The organism is Dehalococcoidia bacterium (assembly GCA_041649635.1).
In the GTDB taxonomy this organism is placed as follows: domain Bacteria; phylum Chloroflexota; class Dehalococcoidia; order E44-bin15; family E44-bin15; genus JAYEHL01.
The window spans coordinates 227,338-250,409 of sequence record JBAZMV010000003.1; the positions used below are offsets into that span (position 1 = coordinate 227,338).

A 23,072-nucleotide genomic window follows, 5' to 3' on the forward strand; every position below is an offset into this window, starting at 1 on the left:
AAAGGAATTGTCAAGCCGACTTAACCTTAGCCCCCGCCCGCCGCAGCACCTCCCGCGCCGCCACCACCCCGGAGGCGGAGGCCTGCACCAGCCCCCTGCTGACCCCGGCCCCGTCCCCCACGGCGAACATGTTGCATATCTCGCTCTCAAGGCTGTCGCTTAGTAGTAGGCGCGACGAATAGAACTTGACCTCGATGCCATAGAGCAGCGTGTGGCGCGACGCGATGCCCGGCGCCAGCTTGTCCATCGCCTGCAGCATCTCGATGACGTCCTTTAAATGACGATATGGGAGAGCGAAGCTCAAATCGCCCGGCACCGCGCTCTTCAGCGTCGGCACAACGTTGCCCCTCTCTATACGATCCTTTGTCGAGCGCCTGCCCTCAAGCAGGTCGCCCAGGCGCTGGACGATGACGCCGCCGCTCAGCAGGTTGGCCAGCCGCGCCAGGTAGCGTCCGTAGGCGATGGTATCACGGAAGGGCTCAGTGAAGGTGGTGCTCACCAGTATGGCGAAGTTGGTGTTGTTGGTCTTGCGCTCGGCGTAGCTGTGGCCGTTGACCGTGGTCACGGGGTCCGCGCCGCCCGTGGTCTCCATGGTCACCTCTCCGGCAGGACACATGCAGAACGTCCGCACCCTGTCGTCGAACGACTGGGAGTAGTATTCCAGCTTGCATTCATACATGACGTCGGTGATATCTTTGAGCACGGCCTCGGGAACTTCGACGCGAACTCCGACATCTATGGGATTTATCTCGAGCGTGAGCTTCAGCCGTTGCGCCTCATGGCCCAGCCAGTCCGCCCCTTCGCGTCCCGGAGCGACTATCAGATAGCTGCACCCGATGCGCTCGCCGTCCTCGGTTTCCACACCTGCGATATTGCCGCCATCCGTTATCAGCGACCGCACCGCAGTGTTGAGCCTTATTTCGACTTTCTTCGATACGTGATCGCGCATGCGGCACAGGACGACGCGGGCATGCTCGGTCCCCATGTGGCGCACCACCATGGGAATCAGCCTCAGGTCGGCCAGTGTGGCCCGCTCCCTTATCTCCTCGACCTTATCTCCTATGCCGTAGAGCCTGTCGGAGCGCCCGAACCTGGAGTAGCTGCTGTCGACATATTTGACAAGCTCCTCGGTTTTCGCCGTGCCGATATAGTCTTTCAAACGTCCGCCGACCTCGGTCGACAGTGTGAGCTTGCCGTCGCTGAACGCTCCGGCGCCGCCCCAGCCGCTGACCAGGTTGCACGGCGAGCAGCGGCGGCATCCGTCATCCCCCTTGAGACCGGGGCAGACGCGGTGCTCAATATCCTTGCCTTTATCTAAAAGCAGCACCTTCAAGTCTTGCGCCTGGCTCAGCTCGATAGCCGCCGAGATGCCCGCGGGCCCGCTGCCGACAATTATGACATCGTATTTCTTCATTCCAATCACCAACGGCAATTCTACATAACGATGAGGGGATTGTCAAAAAAGCCGGCAAACCCTTTACTTCACATCGACCGAAAAAGAGGTGCCCCGATATATCGGGGCCGGGGTTTTAGGGGTGTCCCGTATTCCGTAGGGACAGGGCTTGCCCTGCCCGACAAACAGGGCGCAGCAAGCAGCGCCCCTACGCGACGACCAACGTATGGGGGATAGCAGGGGGTTGACTAACCCTTCTCCCCCAGCCGCCTCAATATATCCCAGAACGCCCCCCTGTAGCCATCGCGGATAGCGTCGACGAGAACGGTATTGGCATTGTAGTTATAGTTACTGTTTGAAGCGTCCCCCGCCATAAATAGAAAGCGCTCATCCCCGCCGATAAGCCCCTCCAGATAGCTCGACGCGTCCTCCCCCAGCTCGGACGACAGGTAGAACACGGGCGCCAGGAATGCCTCATCTCGCTCACCCTGCAAATTGGGATTAGTTTCGACGGGGCCTTCTTGCAGGATCATCTTCGCCAGCCTCGTCCCGGGGTAAACCCGCACGCCCAGGCTGGCGCCCACGCGCTGCGGCGACATGCGCTTCATGGTCTCGACGGTTTCTTTCAGCGACTCGCGGGTCTCGCCGGGGCCGCCCAGCAGCAGGTCATACATGAAGACAAGCCCCGAGCGGCGGCAGATTTCCGCAGTCCGAACCACGTCCTCGGCTGAGTAATCGCGGCCGAGCGTCTTCAGGATGCGGTCGCTGGCGCTGTCCGCGCCGAAGTTGATGCCGGCGCAACCCGACTGCAGGAACAGGCTCGCAAGCTCCTCATCGAACGGTATCGGGCTGCAGTAGGCGTACCAGCGCAACTTCGAGCCCAGGTCCCTGTCAATGATCTCGCGGCAGATGGAGCGGGCATGCATATAGGGATAGTTGAACTCGCTGTCGCAGATATGGATGTGCTCGATACCATTGGCCAACAGCGATTCCATCTCATCGACAACGCTGGAGGGCGAACGCATGCGGAGGTTGATACCTTTGCCCAGCGGATCGGCGCAGTAGATGCACTTCTTGGGACAGCCGCGCTTGGTCTCCACGCCGCCCATGCCGCCTTCCCTGTAATAGCGGCGATTGTCGATGGTGTCCCGCCGCGGCGTCGGCATTTCATCCAGGTCGATGTAATCCGCTTTGTTGCGATGGAAGCCATTCTCGCCGCGATACACCAGCCCCGGCACATCGAGGTAATCCCCACCATTGATAATTCGATCGACAACTAGCGGCAGGGCCCGCTCCCCCTCTCCCCATACTCCTAAATCCACCCCGCAGAAGTCCAGGATGGCCTCCGGCGCCACCGAGAAGCCGGAGCCGCCGAGTACTATGGGAGCGTCAGTACACTCATGGATACATGCGGCGAGACTCTTTATCTTTGGTAAGAAGAAGTCGCGTGTGACGAATGTCGTGTCGTCGGTATTGCGCAGGGTTATGGCTGCAACAGACGGGCTGTTCGACGCAAAGTAGCGGCGGATATCGGAGGCGATATCGCTGGAAAAGCACAGGTCGAGCAGGTCGACGCGATAGCTGGAATCATTCAGCGACGAGGCCAGGTAATCGAGGGCGATTGGCGCCACGGGGGGCTGCATCTGATTGGGGTTTATCAGGAGAACACTGTTATGAGGTGCCACTGCATCCTATTTCCGGGCGACGGCGGCGGATATTAATTCTTCGAATTGTCCCGCATCCACCGGTGACCGCTGAGCTTTGACCGCGGATTTTCGCCTGTGATTATCGTTTACGGGAAGGACGGTATCCTCGGAGAGGTAACGGCGGTACTGCACCATCTTGCTCACCATAAGGGCCGCCCTGCGCCCGGCCTGGTAAACGGCCAGCCCTTGAATCGGCTTTACCTCCTCCATCCGTACCTTCATGGCCAGATTGGATATCAGCACTATCGGCTTATCGAAGCCCTTGAGCGCCTCAACCTCTGCGCGCACATAATCCGCGCTGGAGCCGCCCACGGCCTTGAATATCACGTCGATGTTTTCATCTTCAACCAGCGCCTCGATAGCCCTGGCGCTGACCTTTATATCGAACGATGACGCCATCCCGATATCGACGGGGTTGTCCACGCACGTCCCCACCGACGGCACGACCTTCTTCAGCCTCCGCCGGGTTGAATCCGACAGCCTGGCCACCGACAGCCCGTATTCCGTGCAGGCGTCGGCGATGGCCACCCCTATGCCGCCCGTGGAGGAGATGATGCCCACCCTGTTGCTGCGGGGCAGGGGCAGGTAGCTGAATGCCTGGAGGCAGTCCAGCATCTCGTCCTCGCTGTCCACCTTTATCATGCCGGTCTGCTTGAACACCGCGCCCCATACTTGAGGCGATCCTGCAAGAGCCCCGGTATGCGAGGCCGCGGAACGCGAGCCGACTTCGCTGGCGCCGCTCTTCCAGAGTATCACGGGCTTCCGTTCCGAGACGCGCCTGGCCGTATCGAAGAAGCGCCGACCATCGGAAACGCCCTCCACGTAGCCGACGACAACATCTGTCCTCGCGTCCTGCCCAAAGTACTCCAAAAAGTCGGCGGCATTCAGGTCGCACTCGTTGCCGTAGCTCACCGACTTGTTGAAATTTATGCCCAGTCCAGATGCCGCGATGGGGAAGGAAACGCTCATCGAGCCGCTGTGCGAGAACATGCCCGCCGAGCCGCTCTTTTTAGGCATGATGCCGGCGAAGTTGGTTAGTCCGCTATCGGGACAGAATATGCCGACGCAATTGGGGCCTATGATCCTTGAGCCGCCGGCGCGCGCGATCCTCGTTATCTCTTTCTGGAGTTTCATGCCCTCTGCGCCGCTCTCGCCGAAGCCTGAAGTGCAGATGACGATGCCCTTGATTCCTTTCGCCGCGCAGTCGCGCACCACGCCGGCCACCGTGTCACGCGGGGAGAAGACGATGGCCAGGTCAACATCGAATGGTATGGCGCATGCCGAGTGATAGACCTTGACGCCGTCGATCCTGGTCTCCGTAGGATGCACCACGCATATCCTGCTCTTGTCGAAACCGTGCTGGATAAAGCCGCTGAGGAAGAAATATCCCAGATTGCCGGGCCTGTTTGACGCGCCTATTATCGCTATGCCGCGCGGGTTGAATATCCGGTCCAGCTCCGCGATAACATCCATAACGCCTCCTTCCCCGAAGTGTCCTGGATTAAAAACAAATGATAGCAGAATTCAAGAAAAATGCAAATCCTTCGGCCACCTACGATGTAAGATTGTGTAAAAAGGTGGCTCTGACGTCGATCCCACTTATTACGTGTCCGACTTCACTTGCCTAAACGATAGCGTTCATATTCCAGCATCTTGCTCATGACCTGGGCCGCCCTGCGCCCGGTGCTGAATATGGCCACACCCTTAACCGGCTTTAGTTCTTTCATCAATGCCATCATGGCGCGGCTGAATATGTAAACCATAGGCTTATCGAATCCTTTAAGCGCCTCGAACTCCTTGTTCACCAGCTCCAGGTTCGATGTGCCCACGGTCTTGATTATCATGTCCACGCCCTCATCCTCCGCCAGCGCCTTGACCGTATCGATGCCCATCTGCAAATCGAAGGACGACATCATGCCGAGATCAACCGGATTATCGAGGCAGGTGCCCACGGACGGTACGATGGCCCGCAAGCGATGGCACGTTGCCTGCGACAGCTTCGCCAGCTCGAGCCCGTAGTCGGCGCAGGCGTCGGCGAGGGCCACCCCCAGCCCGCCCGTAGCCGAGACGACGGCCACGCGGTTGCCGCGGGGCCGCGGCAGGTAGTAGAACGCCTGGAGGTAATCTATCATATCGTCCTCGCAGTCGACCCTTACGATGCCCGCCTGCTTGCACACGGCATCCCAGACCTGGGATTTGATAGCCAGCGCGCCGGTATGAGAGGCCGCCGAGCGTGAGCCGAAATCGCTCATACCGCCCTTCCACAGCAGGATGGGCTTTGTTTTCGAGACCTCCCTGGCAGCACTTAGGAAGCGGCGTCCATCCTTTACGCCTTCAAGATAGCCAATAACGATGCCCGTATTCGGGTCGCGCCCGAAGTACTCCAGGAAATCGGCGGCGTTCAGGTCGCACTCGTTGCCGCAGCTTATAACCTTGCTGCAATGCATCCCCATCACGGAAGCGGTTATCGGTATGGACACCGTCATCGAGCCGCTGTGTGAGAACATGCCCACGGGCCCGCTCTCCTGCGGCATCCAGCCGGCAAAGTTGATGAGCTTGCTCTCCGGGCAGTAGACGCCCACGCAGTTGGGGCCTATGACCCGGGCGCCGCCTTCGCGCGCGATCGCCGCGATCTCCTCCTGCAGCTTTAAGCCGTCCGCACCGTTCTCGGCGAACCCGGAGGTGCAGATGATTATGCCTTTTACCCCCTTGGCGACGCAGTCCTTAACGACGCCCTTGACGGAGTCGCGCGGGGAAAAAACTAAAGCCAGCTCGACGTTGTGGGGTATGGTCTGTACGGAATGATAGGCCGCGACGCCGGCGACCTCTTTCTCCCTGGGATGCACCGCATATAATTGATTACGGTCGAAGCCCTGCTGCAGGAAGCCGCCGAGGAAGAATCCGCCCAGATTGCCCGGACGGTTGGAGGCACCGATGATGGCCACGCCGCGGGGATGGAAAATCCGCTCCAGTTCAGAGTAAAGGTCCATAATGAAAGCCGACCCGGGGATCCCTCTCGACTCAGCCCTTCTTCTCGGTCACGGCGCGCCACGTGTTAAGCAGCGTCTTGCTGTCCAGAAGCTCGTCGGTCGCTGTATAGGGGTCTATGTTCCCCTTCATCACCTTGTCCAGGGCCGAGGTGAGGGACTTATCTTTGCGGATCAGCGCCAGTATCCTTTCGCTAATGGTTCGCTCCACTACCTCTAGGAACTCTGCCTTGCGCTGGGCCTGTCGCCGCACAGCCATCTGGCCGCTATCCTCCAGCGCCTGGTGGTGATTTTTTATCTGAGCGTAAAGTTCATCGATACCGACATCGTTGACCGCCTGGGTGGTCAGCACCGGAACCTCCCACCACTCATGCTTGGGGTTCAGCCGCAGCATCTGCCGCAGGTCGTCGGCGATTGTCTCAGCGCCCTCGCGATCCGCCTTGTTGACTACGAATATATCGGCGATCTCGAGGATGCCAGCCTTCATCGCCTGTATCGCGTCCCCGCCTTCGGGGACAAGAACCACGATCACGGTATCGGCCGCGTCCATGATATCCAGCTCGGTCTGCCCCACGCCTACGGTCTCAACCAGCACAAAGTTCTTGCCAAAGGCATCCATCAGCTTGGCGACCTCTTTAGTGGTCGGCGATAAGCCGCCGCGGCTTTCCCTTGTGGCCATGCTGCGGATGAATACCTCTTTATCCAGATAGTGCTGCTGCATCCTTATGCGGTCGCCGAGCACCGCGCCTCCCGAGAAGGGGCTTGAGGGATCGCAGGCGATGATGCCCACGGATTTATCATCGGCCCGCATCTTGGTGGTGATGCGGTCGACGAGGCTGCTTTTACCGCCCCCCGGCGGGCCCGTTACACCGACGACATAGGATTTGCCAAGCTTGGGATATATCTTAGACATTATTAACGGTACTTCAGGCGATTCTCTCTCGACGAGAGTTATCAAACGCGCAAGGGCCTGCTCTTTGCCGTCAAGCATGCCCTTAACCAAGTCATTAATCTCTGCCATTTACACTAATCCTCTAAATATTTTCTCGCCAAATTTTTGACAACCCGACTTCAAACTATATCATACCACCCCTTGTAACTGTCAAGGAAAAACGTTACGGGGCGCAATGCGATCCGATAAATTTAATACGAACGCGCGACGCAAGATATCGTAGCGACCTACTGCCCGGCGGGTGCCACCGCGTTAACGAGCGCGCCGTACATTTTTTCGAATGCTACCATGTAACTTTCGAAGGCTTTCTGAGTGTTACCCGGCTTCTCCTGCTTCATGATAAAGGTCGCCCATTCGTTCGCAGAATACACGATACTGGCTTTTACCTCAGGCTCCAACATCTCACCCTCCTGAAATTATTTACCCTTCATTTATTGTATAGAATTGTCTGGGTCGACGCAAAAGTTGTGTCTTTCCGTCTCCGGAGGACCGGGGGGATACCGGGGTTGATAGTTATATCAATATATCCGCTTTAGCCAGCTGTTGTGCGATGATCATATTATTTATCTCGATAACCTTAAGCAATGTAAGGTAGGATGCCACTATGAGATCATCCGTGGACAGGCTCCATTCCTCAAACTCCTTGGCCATCTTCTCGAAGTGTTCCTTAACCTTGGGAAACTCATCCTTATGTACGCCAAGAATCTCCTCAAGCTTCTTCTCGTCCTCGCGCATGAGCGCTACGCTCCCGCTGAAGGATGTATCAAATTCCAGGCAAAGCTGCTCAAATTTCAGACCGATCATCGCCCGCCTCCTTCCGCTGTTACTATGCCGATTATACCACAGATACAGCGCAGCTTGACGTAAGCGAGAGACTGGAGTACGATTGGCGCAATTACTGAAATGACTAATCGCAGACAGAACAAAAACTCAGCCCTATCTGACACCAATAGGTTGGAAATTTTCTTGTCCTGTACTGAAGAGTTGAAGACAAGACCTTTTATTCTCAATGGACTGGACACGTTTCAATTTCAAATCAAGTTCGACGAGGCCGGACAACCGAGTTGTGAATTACGCGAAGCAGACGAAGAGCTCTTTCGTTCTTTTTTGATGACCTTCCGGAAATTCATTATGAAAGGCGATGCTGACATTGATTGGGTGCTCAATTTTTGTAGGAAACACGTGAAACCCGACCAGAAAAATTTAAAAGAAACTTTAGAAGAAATCAAAGAAATTTGGAAATATCAGTACAGAAAAGGCACAGTCCAAATGCGTGTCGGTAACGTGAATTTGTCGCCTGAATATGCACTAGACTTATTTATAAATGGCCAATACTTTCATAGCAACGATAACCAAAAGAGTGAACAACTTAGAAAACTCTCTGAGCAATCAATTCCATGTGCCAGAATCCAATTGTTGTGGTCTCTACCAGGCTTAACAAAAATTATTTTAGCTACTGGATCGATAGTCTCGAAAGCACTTAAGGAAAATGCCTTTAATTTTCCCTCACAGCTATAGTATCTAAATGCGAGGGAGAGTAAAATTAAAACAGGAGTAATAACATGAAAATCGGTGTATGTGGAATCGCTTGCGAAAAATGCCCTAGCATGACTAGAGGCACATGTCCGAGCAAAGAACAGGGCTGTGTCGCCAAAGATAATAAGTTCTGCAAGATTGCGACCTGCGCCTTCAACAAAGGCGTTAAGCTGTGCTTTGAATGCGCGGAGTTCCCCTGCGAGACAACAAAGAGCGGACCTATAGGCTACGGCTTTTGCCAATATATATCCGGCAAACAGTAGGTTGGGCTACGCCCGCCATCAAAATCGAACGGTGGAGGTGTTCCATGTCCTGTTACATCCGTCATCTGAAAGACTTATTGAGCGAGGCCGGGATCGAGGTTAGTTCCGATAATCGAAAGCAGATCGACCGCGCCATACACGAGATAGTCGGCACAACTTACAAGGATTGCCCTGCGACCTGGAAAGAAGTAAAGAAAAAGCTCGCATCCAGCGAGGCTGAGAAGAAAGCGTTCGTCAACAAGCTGAAGGCTGCCCTGGACTGAGTGTCCTGTTGAAAAAGCGGTTCTGTATGGGCGCTTCATGAATCGCCCTATATGGATTCCGGCCTTCGCCGGAATGACGATTATGAAAAGAGGTACAGGAGATAGAGTCTCCTGACGGGGGAACTGGGGGTGTCCCCCGGATTTTTCAAAGTCCCCCAACGTATGGGGGACTGACAGGGGGTTCGGTCATTGTTTCCCCCTTCACAATGCAAGGTGGGTCTCGACCCCCCAATCAATCGGCGGGCACAGCCCGCCCTACATTTGTAGATCGCGAAGAAAAGGTTATGAATCGATTTCCTCATACATATCAAATCCAGACAAGAAACACTCTTATGGAACCCAGCTATCAACGGTAACAAAAGCGTGTGGATAATCCAAATACACTTCTTGTATCTGCGACACGTTTCCGTCAATGATAATTTTAGCCGTTATAGATACATTAGCACTTTCGGTATGAACGACAAATTTAAGATATTTACCTGACGGAGCATCGAAGCTGTAATACCAGGGCAGTGTGACCTCTCTGTCAAATTCATAGTCTGATGAATATTTCTCACCATAATATTGAATATAAGCAATATCATCGGCATTACCACTGACCTCATACTCGATGTGATGGGATTCCGGCTGTGGCGTACATGAAAAACCGACAACTAGAATGGTAAATATCATTAAAATAAGCATCCTCATTTTCAATCTCCTTCACGTAATTATATCCTAAATAAAAACACCCCTTGTCTTTTATTTAAAAATGTAATACCATACAACTCCCAACAAAAAGAGCATAAGGAGGTGCGCCATGGTGGAAGTGGAGATCGGAAGGGTAAGTGACTTCTTTGCTCAGCCTGTGGTGGCCGGCATCGATCTTACAGGCAACCTCAAAAAAGGCGACACAATCCGTATCAAAGGACACACCACAGACCTGACATTCGCCGCTTCGTCAATGCAGATCGACCATGCCGAGGTTGACGAGGCCAATCCGGGGGACTCCATCGGTATCAAGGTTCCCGACCGGGTGCGGCACGGCGACGCTGTCTATAAGGTTACTTCTTAGCAAGCGACTGCAGGAGGTTCGCCATCTCGATAGCGCTTGTAGCCGCGTTGAAGCCGGCGTTGCCCATCTTGGTACCCGCGCGTTCGATGGCCTGCTCCAGCGTGTCCGCGGTGATTACGCCGTAGATGACCGGCACGCCGGTCTCCAGCCCCACCTGCGCCACACCCTTGGTTACCTCGGCCGCGATGTAGTCGAAATGCGGAGTGCCGCCGCGGATGACGGCGCCCAGACAGATAACGGCGGAGTATTTGCCCTTCTCCGCTGTCTTCTTGGCAACGAGAGGTATCTCAAAAGCCCCCGGAGCCCAGATCACATCGATATCCGCCGGCTTGACCCCGTGCCTCGCCAGCGCGTCCTCCGCCCCTTCGAGAAGCTTGCCCGTTATGAACTCGTTAAAACGCGAAACCACCAGCCCGAACTTTAGACCGGCGCCTACGAGGTTGCCTTCGTATTTCTTATTCACTCCATCCTCCTTTATCGATGAACCCGAACTATATTATCATTATCCCCCGAAAACCTGATCGGCGCTCATGCCAAGCGCGCCGTGGAAATCGAAACGCACCGCGCCCACCGGCATCTTGCCCTTGACCGCTTCCGCCACCTTTCCCGTCATGCTATGGCCGAAACCGCCGCACAATTCGAGCGCGCTGCACCCCTCATCCGCAAGCTGTTTCGCTTTTTCTATGGCCTGCTGCATATTGGGTACCAGCACACAGGTCAACTCGGCAAACTCGGTCGCAATGACAGCCTGATGTTTCGCCGGGTCGGCATCCGGAACAATCGCCATAAATGCCAGCTTCATAGCCATAATAGATCTCCTCCCTAAGCGTCGTTTTTGTTATTCTCGTCTAAAGAGTTCAAGTTTAAAATATGACCCAGTTTCTGCTGTTTTGTCTCCAAATAATGCAGGTTGATTGGATTAGGCTCGACCATTAAAGGCACAGTCTCCACGACCTGCAAACCGTATCCTTCGAGGCCGATCACCTTCTTGGGATTGTTCGTCAGCAGGCGAATCTTCTTAACGCCGAGGTCCGCCAGTATCTGCGCCCCGATGCCGTAGTCCCGCAGGTCGGCGGGAAATCCCAGCGACTCGTTAGCCTCGACGGTATCAAGTCCTTTATCCTGAAGCGCGTAGGCTGCTATCTTGTTGTGCAGGCCGATGCCCCGCCCTTCCTGCCTCATATATAGCAAGACCCCTTTGCCTTCATCCGAGATGATATTCAATGCCTTTTCGATCTGCTCACCGCAGTCGCACCTGAGGCTGCCGAAGACGTCTCCGGTGAGACACTCGCTGTGCACGCGCACCAGCACCGGTTCCTCGTTCGAGAGGTCCCCCTTCACCAGCGCCACATGCTGGTCGGGATCAATGGTGCTCTTATAAGCGACGGCTGTGAACTGGCCGTACCGCGTCGGCAGGTTGGCCTGCGCCACCCTGGTGACCAGTTTCTCGTGCCTGCGCCTGTAAGCGATGAGGTCGGCGATACTGACTATCTTGAGTTTATGCTTCTCGGCGAAAACCTCAAGCTGCGGCAGGCGCGACATCGTGCCGTCATCGTTCATGATCTCGCAGATGACGCCGGCGGGATAGAGCCCGGCCAGGCGCGCCAGATCGACGATGGCCTCGGTATGCCCCGCCCGCACCAGCACCCCGCCTTCCCTTGCCCGCAGCGGGAAGGTATGGCCGGGGCGCGCTATGTCCTCGGGCCTGGTAGCGGGATCGATAACCGCCCTTACCGTAGCCGCCCTGTCGTGGGCAGATATGCCGGTGGAGACCTTCTTCTTGGCCTCTATCGATACCGTAAAAGCAGTGTTATGCTTGGATGTGTTCTCTCCGACCATCAGCGGGATATTTAGCTCATCGAGCCGCTCCCCGGTCACCGGCATGCAGATAAGCCCGCGGCCGTACTTTGCCATGAAGTTGATAGCGTCCGCATCGACCTTCTCCGCCGCTATCGCCAGGTCGCCCTCGTTCTCGCGGCCTTCATCATCGACGATGATGATGTATTTGCCGGCCCTGATATCTTCTATCGCTTCTTTTATCGTCGCAAGCGTCATATACTGTTGTCCTTTACATAGAGTCCTGCTCGGCTCCCCTTCATGCTGGCGAAGGTGTTCTTCACCTTCGCTATTCTTCGTACTTTCCGGCGGGCACAGCCCACCCTGCATATCTACATAAAACCGTGCTCGGCGAGGAACCCCTTTGTTATGCCCGATTCCCCCCGGCTCAGTTTATCCACGTATTTAGCCAGAATATCCACCTCTAAATTAACCACATCCCCGACCTTGCGTCCGCCCAGTATCGTCTCCGCCTGCGTTATCCCCACCAGCGAGACGCTGAACGACGCGGGTTTACATTCTACTACAGTCAGGCTCACGCCGTCTACTGCGATAAACCCCTTCTCGACGATGTATTTCATTATCTCCTTTGGCGCGTCGAATCTGATAATCAGCGCATTGCCCTCGGGCTTTACCGCGGCGACCTTGCCCGTCCCGTCCACATGCCCCTGCACAAAATGCCCGCCGAAGCGCCCGTCGACAGGCATGGCGCGCTCCAAGTTTACCCTGTCACCGCTGCGCAACGCGCCGAGATTGGTGCGCCTCAGCGTCTCCGGCATGACCTCCACGGTGAAGGAGTACGGCGTCAGTGCGGTCAACGTCAAACATACGCCGTTGACGGCAATGCTGTCGCCGATCTTTGTCTTCTTATCCAGCACCGTCGCGGCAGCAAAGGTAAGCCGGCTCGATTCAACCGATGTTACGCTGCCGATTTCTTCCACGATTCCGGTAAACATATTTCTTAACTCCGGCCCTTCGATTCATGCCTCGCCATTACCTTGCGGAACTGCTCGTTGGCCATTTTGACATAAACATCGACGGGAAGCAAGTCGCGGCTGACGATATCGAGCGTTGCCTGCGATATCTTGCCGCTCTCGATCAACTGTCTTCCAGCATCACGGGCGGCATCGATGACGTCATTGACCGGCGCGCCCATATCGAGCATGGCCCGCAGCGCCTCGCCGTGCGGTCGCAGCAAAGCCCCGGCGTACTCCATAGGAGGGTCCTGGCACAGCTTCTTAACATGCGCGACGAGCGGATCGAAATTGTCGAGCCCCCACATGCCGCAGTTCGACACAAGTACGATCTTGTGAGGCTTTTCATCTTCTCCCGCGACATGGCGCGAGCGCCCTGCGACAACCTCCATGAAGGGCTCGGCCAGAACGATCATGCGATCGATGAGGTTCTTCATCTGGGCGTTCATCCCATAGCTGTAGACCGGCGTAGCGTAAACGATGACGTCGGCATCGCGCATTTCGGGCAGGAGCCTTTGCATATCATCCTTCTGCGCGCAGACACCCGGAGTCTTAAGCCAGCAATTGAAGCATCCTTTACACGGCTCGATGTCGAGGTCGCAATTGTAATGCAAATCGACTTCGGCTCCGGCTTTGCTCATCCCTTCAAGAAAAGGGGTTAATACGACGGCGGTGTTGCCTTTTCCCTTGCGGGGGCTGGAATTAAACGCTAAAACCTTCGGTTTCCGCTTCTTCATTGAGATAACCCATCACCATAACGTCTTTGCCGCAGCGTTCCACCTTGATTCGCGACAGCTGCAGCGCCTGACCTATCCTGTGCGCCCCCTGCCCGCCGACGGCCGATTTGGCGTCCTCGCCGCCCACGATGACCGGCGCGATGAAGGCCACGACCTTGTCCACCAGGCAGCCGTCGAACATCGACCCCAAGAGGCTGCTGCCGCCCTCCACCAGCACGCTTGTGATATTCCTGCGTCCCAGCTCGGCAAGAAGCTCATTTAAATCAACCATCGATTTCCATGACGGCGTAACAAACACCTCGGCACCGGTGTTCTTAAGCTCCTTCACTACTTCCGTCGGAGCATCCTGGGTCACGGCTACCATAACATTACCCGGTTCGCTGAAGACCCGCGCCGTGGGAAGCACGCGCCCCTTGCTGTCCACTATGATACGAAGCGGATACTTCTCGCCCTGGCCGTCCCGAACCGTGAGCCTGGGATCATCTATGATTATCGTGTTTACCCCGACCATGATAGCATCGGAGGTCCGCCGCATGCGGTGCACATACCGACGGGATTCCTCGCAGCTTATCCAGTGCGAATCGCCCGTCCATGTGGCGATCTTGCCATCCAGGCTGATGGCGAACTTGGCGGTAATGAAGGGAAGCCCGGTTGTAATAAACTTAAAATAGGCCTCATTGATTTCCTGCGCCTCTTCCTCCCTCTCCCCCGCAAATACGGATATGCCCGCGCTTTCCAATTCCGCCCTGCCTTTATTTGAGACCTTAGGATTGGGATCCAGCGCGGCGATATGCACCATCGAAATGCCCGAATCGATTATAGCCTTTGTGCACGGAGGGGTACGTCCATAGAAACAACACGGCTCAAGCGTAACATACATCGTAGCTCCGCGGCTTTTATCGCCAGCCTGTTTTAACGCCGCCGCTTCGGCATGCGCCGATCCCGGCGGCTGCGTGTAACCCTCCCCCACAACCACGCCGTCTTTTACTATCACCGCACCGACAGCCGGATTGGGGCTGGTGCTGCCCACCGCCATCCTGGCAAGGGTGAGGGCCCGTTCCATGTAATCCATCGCTTGCTCCAGACTATATGCACATTCGTACAGATATACTAACGCGTTGGCCTGATAAAAGATAACGCGCGGACGAGACCTCTTGCCGAGAGTGCTCAGTTAGGGACCATCCGCTACGGCTTTTGAAGATTATAAGTATTTAACGCAGTCAGTTAGCGAGATTGATTGCCCTTCAGTTGCCATTCTATCACCTGTATCACACAAAGTGCAATAATATTATATAAATGAAAACGCTTCACCCGCGTCGTCGCCTCCAGCCCAACTCACAATGTTTTATATAGATCGACGGGCGAACGTCCGAATCATCTGCGAGCGATTAATTCTCTGTACCGAACCAATTTCAAGAGCGGCTTCGCGATATGCTATAATGCAGCAACAATGAAAATAGCGACAAAAACGACGGTTTTCGAAATCGTTGGAACGCTTCTGGTAGCACTGCTCATCTTTCTTGGCGTTCACTTTACGCTGGAAAGCCGCCTGACAAACGGCATTTCCATGTTGCCAAACTTGGAGCATGGACAACGTGTGCTTGTATGCAAATCCGCTTACTGGTTCGGCGAGCCCCAGCGGGGAGATGTTGTTGTTTTTCATGACTCGTCACGTCCATCACCTATCGACTATATCATTCACAGGATAGCGGGACTGCCAAACGAGAAAGTGGAAATCAGGAATGGGTTGGTATACATTAACGATTCAATGCTGGAAGAGCCGTATATTCAAGGGAATTCTTTGAACCGACCTCCCGAAATAGTTCCACATGACAGCTATCTTATTGTGGGCGACAACCGCGACTCAGCCTCCGCCGACATCGTTCCGAGGAATGAGATCATCGGCAAGGCCTGGCTGTGCTATTGGCCGCTCAGCGATTGGCATCTCGTCTCGGGATACTCTTACGATTAGCGCCTTAACGCGGCCAGAGCCGTCCGACTTATAAACATCTCTTTATTTAAAATATCCCTATCGATAGTAACGCCAAAATAAGAAGAGACAACGCGTATCGGCTCTGAACTTTCTCGTAAACAGGATGTTTGACAAAAAAAACAGCGACTAGTATACTCCTACATAAAGTCGCTCAGAATAATACTTTCTGTGAGGTGAGACATGGAAGAACCGAAGAAAAAGAAAACCATACCCATCGGCTATTTAATAGCACCCGTTATAACTATTGTGGTAATCATCTTACTCGTGGTTCTTTGGCCTTCCGGCGACGGCGGCGGGACACCAACCCCAACCGCCATACCGACAACAACAGCCACAGCTACCACAACACCCACAGGAACACCAACTGCCACAACGCCTCCGGTCGGCGCTGTGACAATTTCAATCGACGCTCCTGAAACAGTAGTTAAGAGTGAAGGCCGGTACTTCCATGCTTACGTTAATATTACCTCGGTAAACGATTTCTACGCGGCACAATATGATATTACATATAATCCAGAAGTCATCAGGGTACAAGACGTCACTCCGGGAGATATATCCGGCACCGCTATCCGCATTGAAAAGTGGAGCTACGTGCCCGCCAATACGCAGGGGACATTAAGAATAGTTAACAGCCTGCCGTCCTCCATGGGTGCTAGCGGTGTTAGCGGCGACGGCTACCTGGCAGATATCTACTTCAAGGTTATGGGCGATCCTGATGATTTCAGTGTTATCTCTTTCATTGAGGGAGAAGGCGATCCGGCAGGTTATCTTATGATTGGTGATAACGAAGGGACCGAAATCACCGCGACCTGGAACGACGGCTTCGTCGCTATAGAATAACCTGGTAGATATCGTTAATCTACACGCAAAATTCTTATCCTGCCATTAGTAGCAGAAAATTAAGTATTATGTGTTTGTTTTTTATATTTTAAGTAAAGTTATATTATTTAGGATTGACAAATTGACTCGTTTCCAATATAATTTGACCGCTATAATCCCGACGCCGAAGCGAGGCGGAAATTAAGAGCAAGAAAATGAAAAAATCGATTTGTACGGCTATCAAGCTTTTCTCCGTCCTTAGCATAGCCTTAGTCGTTATTGTGGTTCTCTTCCCGGCGACGCACGCATGCGCAAGCGGCGAAGCGAACTCAGGCAACTTGCTGCTCGGCGATATCAACGGTGACGGTCAAGTAGACATCCTTGACTTTATTCTGTTAAAGCTAATTATCATAGGGCAAGAGTCGCCTAACGATCTCGCGGACATTGACGGCAATGGCAAAATCAACACACTCGATATCGCAGCCCTGCTTGACGAGGTCTTTGGGAAATCAGCTTCTCCGCGCGGCGGAGGCGGTGGCGGAGGTGGAGGCGGTGGCGTGCCTATTGTCACAAATCAGGTTAATTTCGAGCTATCCACGTATCAATCCTCATACGGCCCCGGAACAACGGGCGGCACCTTCACCGCGCGAGTGAATATCGCACAGACATCCTTTCTATACAACGGCTCTTTCACTGTAGACTACGACCCGCTTATACTTCAAGTCAACGATGTAACCAATGGTGACTTCAGCGGTAACGTGATTCAAATGGCAAACGGGGTAGATTGGAATGACGCGGCAGGAACACTCACAATAATGCCTAATCTCAGCTCATATGTAGACGGAGGCGGGAACGGCGTCTCTGGCAGCGGATATCTATGTGATATTATTTTTGAAACCAGGGGTGTGGGTACTAGCCCTCTCACACTAGGAAACGGCACGCTTTATAAAAGCCAATCGGGTAGCATCTCGGCTATATCTGGGACGACATGGATAAACAGTTCGGCACAAATCTCTCAGTTGTATAACTTGAATACATCCTCTTCCGACCACGGCGCTGTCACAACTCCTGGCGAAGCAGGTCCATATGTATACACTGCCGGGCAAGTGATTAACATTGTCGCCACTCCCGACGCCTGCTACCACTTCGTTAACTGGACTGGTGATATAGCTACTATTACCGACGCAAACGATCCGACGACCACTATCACCATGAATGGCGACTACTCAATCACAGCCAACTTCGCTATCGATGAGTTCGATCTAACGACTTCCTCCTCCGATGGAGGTTCAGTCACAACCCCCGGCGAAGGCGATCCGGTGGGCACCTATGACTGCGGCGATGTGGTTAATCTCGTGGCTACTCCGGACGCCTGCTACCATTTCGTTAACTGGACCGGCACTGGCGTTGCCGCAAGCAAGGTAGCTAACCCTAATGCCGACACTACAACCCTAACCATGGACGGCGATTACACTGTACACGCCAACTTCGCTATCAATACTTTCATAATTACCGTAACGCAGAGCGCCAACGGGACGATATCTCCGGGAACCACGACTGTCAACTGCGGAGCCGACCAGACCTTCTCCATCGACCCGGATTCCTGCTACTACGTCGTAACCTTAACTGTCGACGGTGCGCCGGTTGCCCCTTCCGAATCCTACACCTTCACCGATGTTCAAGCCAATCACACCATCACTGCTGCTTTCGCCATCGATACCTTCGATCTGAGCATAGACAGTTCCGCTGGAGGCTCGGTAACTACCCCGGGCGAAGGCGATCCGGTGGGCACCTATGACTGCGGCCAGGTGGTCAATCTCGTGGCCACTCCGGCTTCCTCTTGCTATTACTTCGTCGAGTGGACCGGCGATATCAGCACCATCGCCAACCCAAACGCCGCTTCCTCCACCATCACCATGAACGGCGATTATGATATCACCGCCAACTTCGCTATCCATACCTTCGACCTGAGCATAGACAGCTCCGCTGGAGGCAGCGTCACCGCTCCCGGCGAGGGCGCTTATAACTACGATTGCGGCACTAACGTGCCGATCGTCGCTGAACCGGATCTGTGCTATATATTCGACCAGTGGACAGGCACGGGCGTCTCCGCGGGAAAAGTGGATGACCCGTTCGCCTTGTCCACTACAATATTAATTGACGGCGACTACTCCGTACATGCCAACTTCGTCATCGGCTCTACATTCAACCTTACACTAATCGCCGATCCCATAGGCGGCGGAACGCCGTCGTTTGACGGCTCAAATCCGTTTAATTGCAGCGATATCGTTTCTATCCACGCAAATCCGGATCCGTGTTACGACTTCGCTAACTGGACGGGTTCGCCATATATAGGCGATCCCAACTCATCCGATACGACGGTACAGATGTACTCAGAATACACTGTAACCGCGCACTACACGATCAAACAATTCACCCTGACCTATAACGCCGGCGCGGGCGGCTCTATCACTGGTACCACGCCGCAAACCGTAGATTGCGGCTCCGACGGCTCAGAGGTCACCGCCACTCCGAACGCGTGCTACCACTTCGTCGACTGGTCGGACGGCGTGCTAACCGCCTCACGTACCGATACCAACGTACAGGCCGATATCACCGTCACTGCTAACTTCGCTATCGATACCTTCACTCTGACCTATAACGCCGGTGCGGGCGGCTCTATCACTGGCACCACTCCACAAACCGTTAACTGCGGCTCCGACGGCTCAGAGGTCACCGCCACCCCCGACGCGTGCTACCACTTCGTTGACTGGAGCGACGGCATACTTACAGCTTCCAGAACCGATATCAACGTGACTGAGAATGTCGCCGTTACCGCAAACTTCGCTGTCGATGACTTCGATCTCACAATTTCTTCCGGCGCGGGCGGCAATGTGACCACACCTGAAGAGGGCGTTTCCCATTACGATTGCAGTACTTTACAAAGTATTGAAGCGACACCGGATACGTGCTACATCTTCAGTCAATGGACGGGAACTGCTGTAGATGCCGGCAAGGTAACCGATCCCGGTTCAGCCTCAACAACTGTAAACGTGGATGGTAATTATTCTTTGCAAGCGAACTTCGTCATCGGATACACGTTCACCCTCACGCTGGTTGCCGATCCGTTGGGTGGGGGAAACCCATCATTTGAAGGCGATAATCCGTTCAATTGCAGTGATATTGTCTCCATTCATGCCAACACCGATCCGTGTTACGACTTCGTTAACTGGACGGGCTCGCCGTACATAGGCGATCCTAACTCATCCGATACGACGGTACAGCTGTATTCAGAATACACTGTAACCGCGCACTACTCGATCAAACAGTATGCCTTAACGACAAACGTCCTGCCCGCCGAGGCCGCTGTTGTCGGCGCTACTGTGACAGGAGCCGGGACGTATAACTGCAACGACAGTGCTCCGATCCAGGCTGTTCCCGCAGGTTCGTACTCTTTCGCCTACTGGACCAGCGACGATCCAGAGATAAACGGAAGTACCGACATCTCTGAATCCGTCCTAATGGACGCTGATAAGAGCGTTACCGCCAACTTCGCAATCAATCCGAACACGGTGTATTTCGAGAGCGTAGGACCTCAGACGATTGGTGTCCAGTTCACCGTAACCATCAACATCACGAGCTCGATTTATCTGACATACGCCTATTTCGACCTGGGATTCAACTCTACAGCCATGCAACTGGACGGAATAATACCTGTGAATTGGGGTAACCAGTTCCATCAAACATCTGTAAGCACCGACCAACAGCAACCCGGTGTAATACGCGTGATATGGGATAACTCCGCCTGGGCGAACAACGTGAACAACGGCTACGGGGTTAACGCATCCGGAGCTCTATGCACAGCATACTTTACGCCTCTAGCCGCCGGGGCCAGCCCGCTCAACTTTGTGCCGGGGGCAGGCATTCCCAGATTACTTAAGTGGGAAGCCTGGGCCTCAAGCGAAATATTGCCTTCTTACTGGATTGACAGCTCCGTAACAGTGGAATAACAGCCGGATCATCCAGAAGGTCTTCATCACCTCGTTAACGGAATATTTATTTCCCATACCAATTGAAGATAAAATAATAGGATTTTACTCTTACGCTAATCTCAATTATATCCCGCTATTGTTAAACATTCTCTCGATATGTTAGAATCTATAATCTAGTATGAAACACTCTATATGGCGCTGGTTAGATAATTTTAAGCTCTTTTATATTATTTCTCTTGACTTTTCTACGATATTATATTATAATAAGTGCCGATAGAGTAGGTTATTCTGCTTTATCGCGTAAAAACTTGGCGATACGCCGAGTTAATAAAGCTAGTTTAGCGGGGGCCGAGAAACGCAGTCTGTATTTGGTTGCTTGGACTGCGCGGAGCCAATAGCAAAACCGACCGTTATAGGTCGGTTTATTCTTGTAGTCATTAAGATGTATAGCAGGAAAAAGTAAGTTTCGGAGGTGCGAGATGTATCAAAAGAGTAGAGGAATTAATAGGTTGCTCGGTTCACTTATAGTTGTCATTATATCCCTCGTCCTCGCTTTCTCCCCCATCTTGGCACTTCCTTCATATTCGTACGCCGAAGGTTCCTCTGATACCGGCGATATCAACGGGGACGGTGAGGTAAACATCCTTGATTTCATTTTGCTCAGATTGATTCTATTAGGAACAACATCCTCTAATGGCAACAGCGATATTGACGGCAACGGCAAAACCAACTTCCTTGATTCCAGCGAACTGATAGCTACATTCTTTCCCGTTGTCGCGTTCCCGCGCGGTAGTGGCGGCGGTGGCGGCGGTTCTATACCCCCTACGACTACACCCACTCCACCGCCTACCTATACATTAACTTATAACGCAGGCGCTGGAGGATCTATCACCGGTACTACTCCTCAGACCGTTAATGAAGGCGAGGACGGCTCCACTGTTACAGCTACTCCAGACACCAATTACCACTTCGTTGACTGGTCGGACGGCGTACTGACCGCCTCCAGAACCGATACCAACGTACAGGCCGATATCACCGTCACAGCCAATTTCGCGGAGGATGGTGTTACCACTTATACATTAACCTATAACGCCGGTGCGGGAGGCTCTATCACGGGCACTACCCCGCAAACTGTTGACTGCGGCTCCGACGGCGACACCGTCACAGCCACTCCCGACGCGTGCTACTCCTTCGTTGACTGGTCGGACGGCGTACTGACCGCCTCCAGAACCGATACCAACGTGACCGGTGATATCACCGTCACTGCTAACTTCGCTATCGATACCTTCACTCTGACCTACAACGCCGGTGCTGGCGGCTCTATCACTGGAACTACCCCGCAAACGGTTGATTGCGGCTCCGACGGCTCCGCCGTTACAGCCACTCCTGATACCGATTATCACTTCGTCGACTGGTCGGACGGCGTGCTTACAGCCTCCAGAACCGACACCAACGTACAGGCCGATATCACCGTCACAGCTAACTTCGCACCGGACGGTGTTACCACTTATACATTAACTTATAACGCGGGCGCGGGAGGCTCTATCACCGGTACAACCCCTCAGACCGTTAATGAAGGCGAGGACGGCTCCCAGGTCACCGCCACCCCCGACGCGTGCTACTCTTTCGTCGACTGGAGCGATGGCGTACTCACTGCTTCCAGAACCGATACCAACGTGACCGGTGACATCACCGTCACAGCTAACTTCGCTATCGATACATTCACTCTGACCTATAACGCCGGCGCGGGAGGCTCTATCACAGGCACTACGCCGCAAACTGTTGACTGCGGCTCCGACGGCTCCCAGGTTACTGCCACCCCCGACGCGTGCTACCACTTCGTCGACTGGTCGGACGGCGTACTGACCGCCTCCAGAACCGATACCAACGTACAGGCCGATATCACCGTCACTGCTAACTTCGCTATCGATACCTTCACTCTGACAGTGAACTCCAGCGGCTGCTGCGACATTATCACCGACTACGGCACCGTATCCGCCGGCGGTTCCCAGACATTCACTGACATACCGTGTGGAACCGTTGTTAATATAAGCTGCGATGATTCCGACCTGTTATGCTTCTTCAACTCCTGGACCGGTGACGTGGCTGATCCAGGTTCCGCCAGCACCACCGTAACTGTGGATGCTGACAAAACGGTCACCGGCACCTGCAGCGCTACAGCAACCTACTCCCTCACGGTCAATTCCCTCGGCTGCTGTCCTATAGAAGTGACCGGAAGCAGAACCGATACAATCCCTGCGGGCGGAACCGGGATATACACTGGACTTAACGCTTTGGATTCCGTTACCCTTACCGCAGATGATTCCGATCCGTGCTGTGAATTCCAGCAGTGGACACTGAACGGCGTACCTTCAGTGATAAACCCCTTAATAGTTACCGGGCTTACCGGCGATGCTACAGCCAATGCCTCTTGTATCACACCAACCTACACACTGACCTATAACGCCGGTGCGGGAGGCTCTATCACGGGCACTACCCCGCAAACTGTTGACTGCGGCTCCGACGGCGACACCGTCACAGCCACCCCCAACGCGTGCTACTCCTTC

22 protein-coding genes and 1 riboswitch are annotated in these 23,072 nt (G+C 54.1%); of the genes, 8 read left to right on the forward strand and 14 right to left on the reverse strand.

Annotated elements, in window-relative coordinates; genetic code table 11:
* Nucleotides 1-10: 10 nt before the first annotated feature.
* The 7 genes from WC562_06435 to WC562_06465 all read right to left on the reverse strand — a co-directional run bounded on the left by WC562_06435 (nucleotide 11) and on the right by WC562_06465 (nucleotide 7,842).
* Nucleotides 11-1,414, reverse strand: coding sequence for an FAD-dependent oxidoreductase (locus WC562_06435; protein MFA5055790.1), 1,404 nt, complete (start codon nucleotides 1,412-1,414; stop codon nucleotides 11-13).
* 227 nt (nucleotides 1,415-1,641) lie between these two features.
* Complete coding sequence (locus tag WC562_06440; protein MFA5055791.1) at nucleotides 1,642-3,024, reverse strand: radical SAM protein; 1,383 nt, start codon at nucleotides 3,022-3,024, stop codon at nucleotides 1,642-1,644.
* A gap of 60 nt (nucleotides 3,025-3,084) precedes the next feature.
* A complete protein-coding gene (locus WC562_06445) occupies nucleotides 3,085-4,572 on the reverse strand; it encodes a CoA-binding protein (protein ID MFA5055792.1) in 1,488 nt (495 codons plus the stop codon).
* 143 nt (nucleotides 4,573-4,715) lie between these two features.
* Nucleotides 4,716-6,089, reverse strand: a complete 1,374-nt coding sequence (locus tag WC562_06450) for a CoA-binding protein (GenBank protein ID MFA5055793.1) — start codon at nucleotides 6,087-6,089, stop codon at nucleotides 4,716-4,718.
* A gap of 31 nt (nucleotides 6,090-6,120) precedes the next feature.
* Complete coding sequence (gene meaB / locus WC562_06455) at nucleotides 6,121-7,107, reverse strand: methylmalonyl Co-A mutase-associated GTPase MeaB (protein MFA5055794.1); 987 nt, start codon at nucleotides 7,105-7,107, stop codon at nucleotides 6,121-6,123.
* 158 nt (nucleotides 7,108-7,265) lie between these two features.
* Nucleotides 7,266-7,439 (reverse strand): hypothetical protein, encoded by a 174-nt coding sequence (locus tag WC562_06460; GenBank protein MFA5055795.1) that lies wholly within the window; start codon nucleotides 7,437-7,439, stop codon nucleotides 7,266-7,268.
* A gap of 112 nt (nucleotides 7,440-7,551) precedes the next feature.
* A complete protein-coding gene (locus tag WC562_06465; protein ID MFA5055796.1) occupies nucleotides 7,552-7,842 on the reverse strand; it encodes a hypothetical protein in 291 nt (96 codons plus the stop codon).
* A gap of 327 nt (nucleotides 7,843-8,169) precedes the next feature.
* Between WC562_06465 and WC562_06470 the strand changes: the two genes are divergently transcribed.
* From WC562_06470 to WC562_06480, 3 genes are read left to right on the forward strand one after another with little or no spacing between them, the layout of a single operon-like run.
* Complete coding sequence (locus tag WC562_06470; protein ID MFA5055797.1) at nucleotides 8,170-8,556, forward strand: hypothetical protein; 387 nt, start codon at nucleotides 8,170-8,172, stop codon at nucleotides 8,554-8,556.
* Nucleotides 8,557-8,600: 44 nt separating this feature from the next.
* Nucleotides 8,601-8,837: a DUF3795 domain-containing protein gene (locus tag WC562_06475; protein MFA5055798.1), complete on the forward strand. Its 237-nt coding sequence runs from the start codon at nucleotides 8,601-8,603 to the stop codon at nucleotides 8,835-8,837.
* Nucleotides 8,838-8,881: 44 nt separating this feature from the next.
* A complete protein-coding gene (locus tag WC562_06480) occupies nucleotides 8,882-9,100 on the forward strand; it encodes a hypothetical protein (GenBank protein ID MFA5055799.1) in 219 nt (72 codons plus the stop codon).
* Between the two features lie 330 nt (nucleotides 9,101-9,430).
* Here the strand turns inward: WC562_06480 and WC562_06485 are convergent, their stop codons facing one another.
* Nucleotides 9,431-9,790 (reverse strand): MmpS family transport accessory protein, encoded by a 360-nt coding sequence (locus WC562_06485; protein ID MFA5055800.1) that lies wholly within the window; start codon nucleotides 9,788-9,790, stop codon nucleotides 9,431-9,433.
* 109 nt (nucleotides 9,791-9,899) lie between these two features.
* Between WC562_06485 and WC562_06490 the strand changes: the two genes are divergently transcribed.
* Entirely contained in the window at nucleotides 9,900-10,154 is a 255-nt protein-coding gene (locus WC562_06490) for a translation elongation factor-like protein (GenBank protein ID MFA5055801.1), read from the forward strand.
* On the opposite strand, the gene ribE is transcribed toward WC562_06490, so the two are convergent.
* The 6 genes from ribE to ribD form a co-directional block, all read right to left on the reverse strand.
* Complete coding sequence (gene ribE, locus WC562_06495; GenBank protein ID MFA5055802.1) at nucleotides 10,144-10,617, reverse strand: 6,7-dimethyl-8-ribityllumazine synthase; 474 nt, start codon at nucleotides 10,615-10,617, stop codon at nucleotides 10,144-10,146. The two genes, WC562_06490 and ribE, sit on opposite strands and share 11 nt — an antisense overlap.
* 39 nt (nucleotides 10,618-10,656) lie before the next feature.
* Nucleotides 10,657-10,962 (reverse strand): DUF6506 family protein, encoded by a 306-nt coding sequence (locus WC562_06500; GenBank protein ID MFA5055803.1) that lies wholly within the window; start codon nucleotides 10,960-10,962, stop codon nucleotides 10,657-10,659.
* 14 nt (nucleotides 10,963-10,976) lie between these two features.
* Nucleotides 10,977-12,209 carry a bifunctional 3,4-dihydroxy-2-butanone-4-phosphate synthase/GTP cyclohydrolase II gene (locus tag WC562_06505; protein ID MFA5055804.1) on the reverse strand — a complete coding sequence of 411 codons (1,233 nt, stop codon included), beginning with the start codon at nucleotides 12,207-12,209 and terminating at the stop codon, nucleotides 10,977-10,979.
* Nucleotides 12,210-12,322: 113 nt separating this feature from the next.
* Nucleotides 12,323-12,946: a riboflavin synthase gene (locus WC562_06510; protein MFA5055805.1), complete on the reverse strand. Its 624-nt coding sequence runs from the start codon at nucleotides 12,944-12,946 to the stop codon at nucleotides 12,323-12,325.
* 5 nt (nucleotides 12,947-12,951) lie between these two features.
* Nucleotides 12,952-13,701 (reverse strand): flavodoxin family protein, encoded by a 750-nt coding sequence (locus tag WC562_06515; GenBank protein MFA5055806.1) that lies wholly within the window; start codon nucleotides 13,699-13,701, stop codon nucleotides 12,952-12,954.
* Nucleotides 13,667-14,773 carry a bifunctional diaminohydroxyphosphoribosylaminopyrimidine deaminase/5-amino-6-(5-phosphoribosylamino)uracil reductase RibD gene (ribD, locus tag WC562_06520; protein MFA5055807.1) on the reverse strand — a complete coding sequence of 369 codons (1,107 nt, stop codon included), beginning with the start codon at nucleotides 14,771-14,773 and terminating at the stop codon, nucleotides 13,667-13,669. Before ribD ends, WC562_06515 begins: the two co-directional genes overlap by 35 nt.
* Before the next feature lie 378 nt (nucleotides 14,774-15,151).
* On the opposite strand from ribD, the gene lepB reads away from it, so the two are divergent.
* The 4 genes from lepB to WC562_06540 form a co-directional block, all read left to right on the forward strand.
* The gene (gene lepB / locus WC562_06525; protein MFA5055808.1) at nucleotides 15,152-15,673 is read left to right on the forward strand and encodes a signal peptidase I; all 522 of its coding nucleotides are present in this window, start codon (nucleotides 15,152-15,154) and stop codon (nucleotides 15,671-15,673) included.
* Between the two features lie 201 nt (nucleotides 15,674-15,874).
* Entirely contained in the window at nucleotides 15,875-16,534 is a 660-nt protein-coding gene (locus WC562_06530; protein ID MFA5055809.1) for a cohesin domain-containing protein, read from the forward strand.
* A gap of 194 nt (nucleotides 16,535-16,728) precedes the next feature.
* Nucleotides 16,729-20,523: a dockerin type I domain-containing protein gene (locus tag WC562_06535; GenBank protein ID MFA5055810.1), complete on the forward strand. Its 3,795-nt coding sequence runs from the start codon at nucleotides 16,729-16,731 to the stop codon at nucleotides 20,521-20,523.
* Nucleotides 20,524-20,839: 316 nt separating this feature from the next.
* Nucleotides 20,840-20,923, forward strand: a riboswitch (cyclic di-GMP riboswitch).
* Nucleotides 20,924-21,014: 91 nt separating this feature from the next.
* Nucleotides 21,015-23,072: InlB B-repeat-containing protein (locus tag WC562_06540; GenBank protein ID MFA5055811.1), on the forward strand; the 2,058-nt coding region annotated here is incomplete at its 3' end.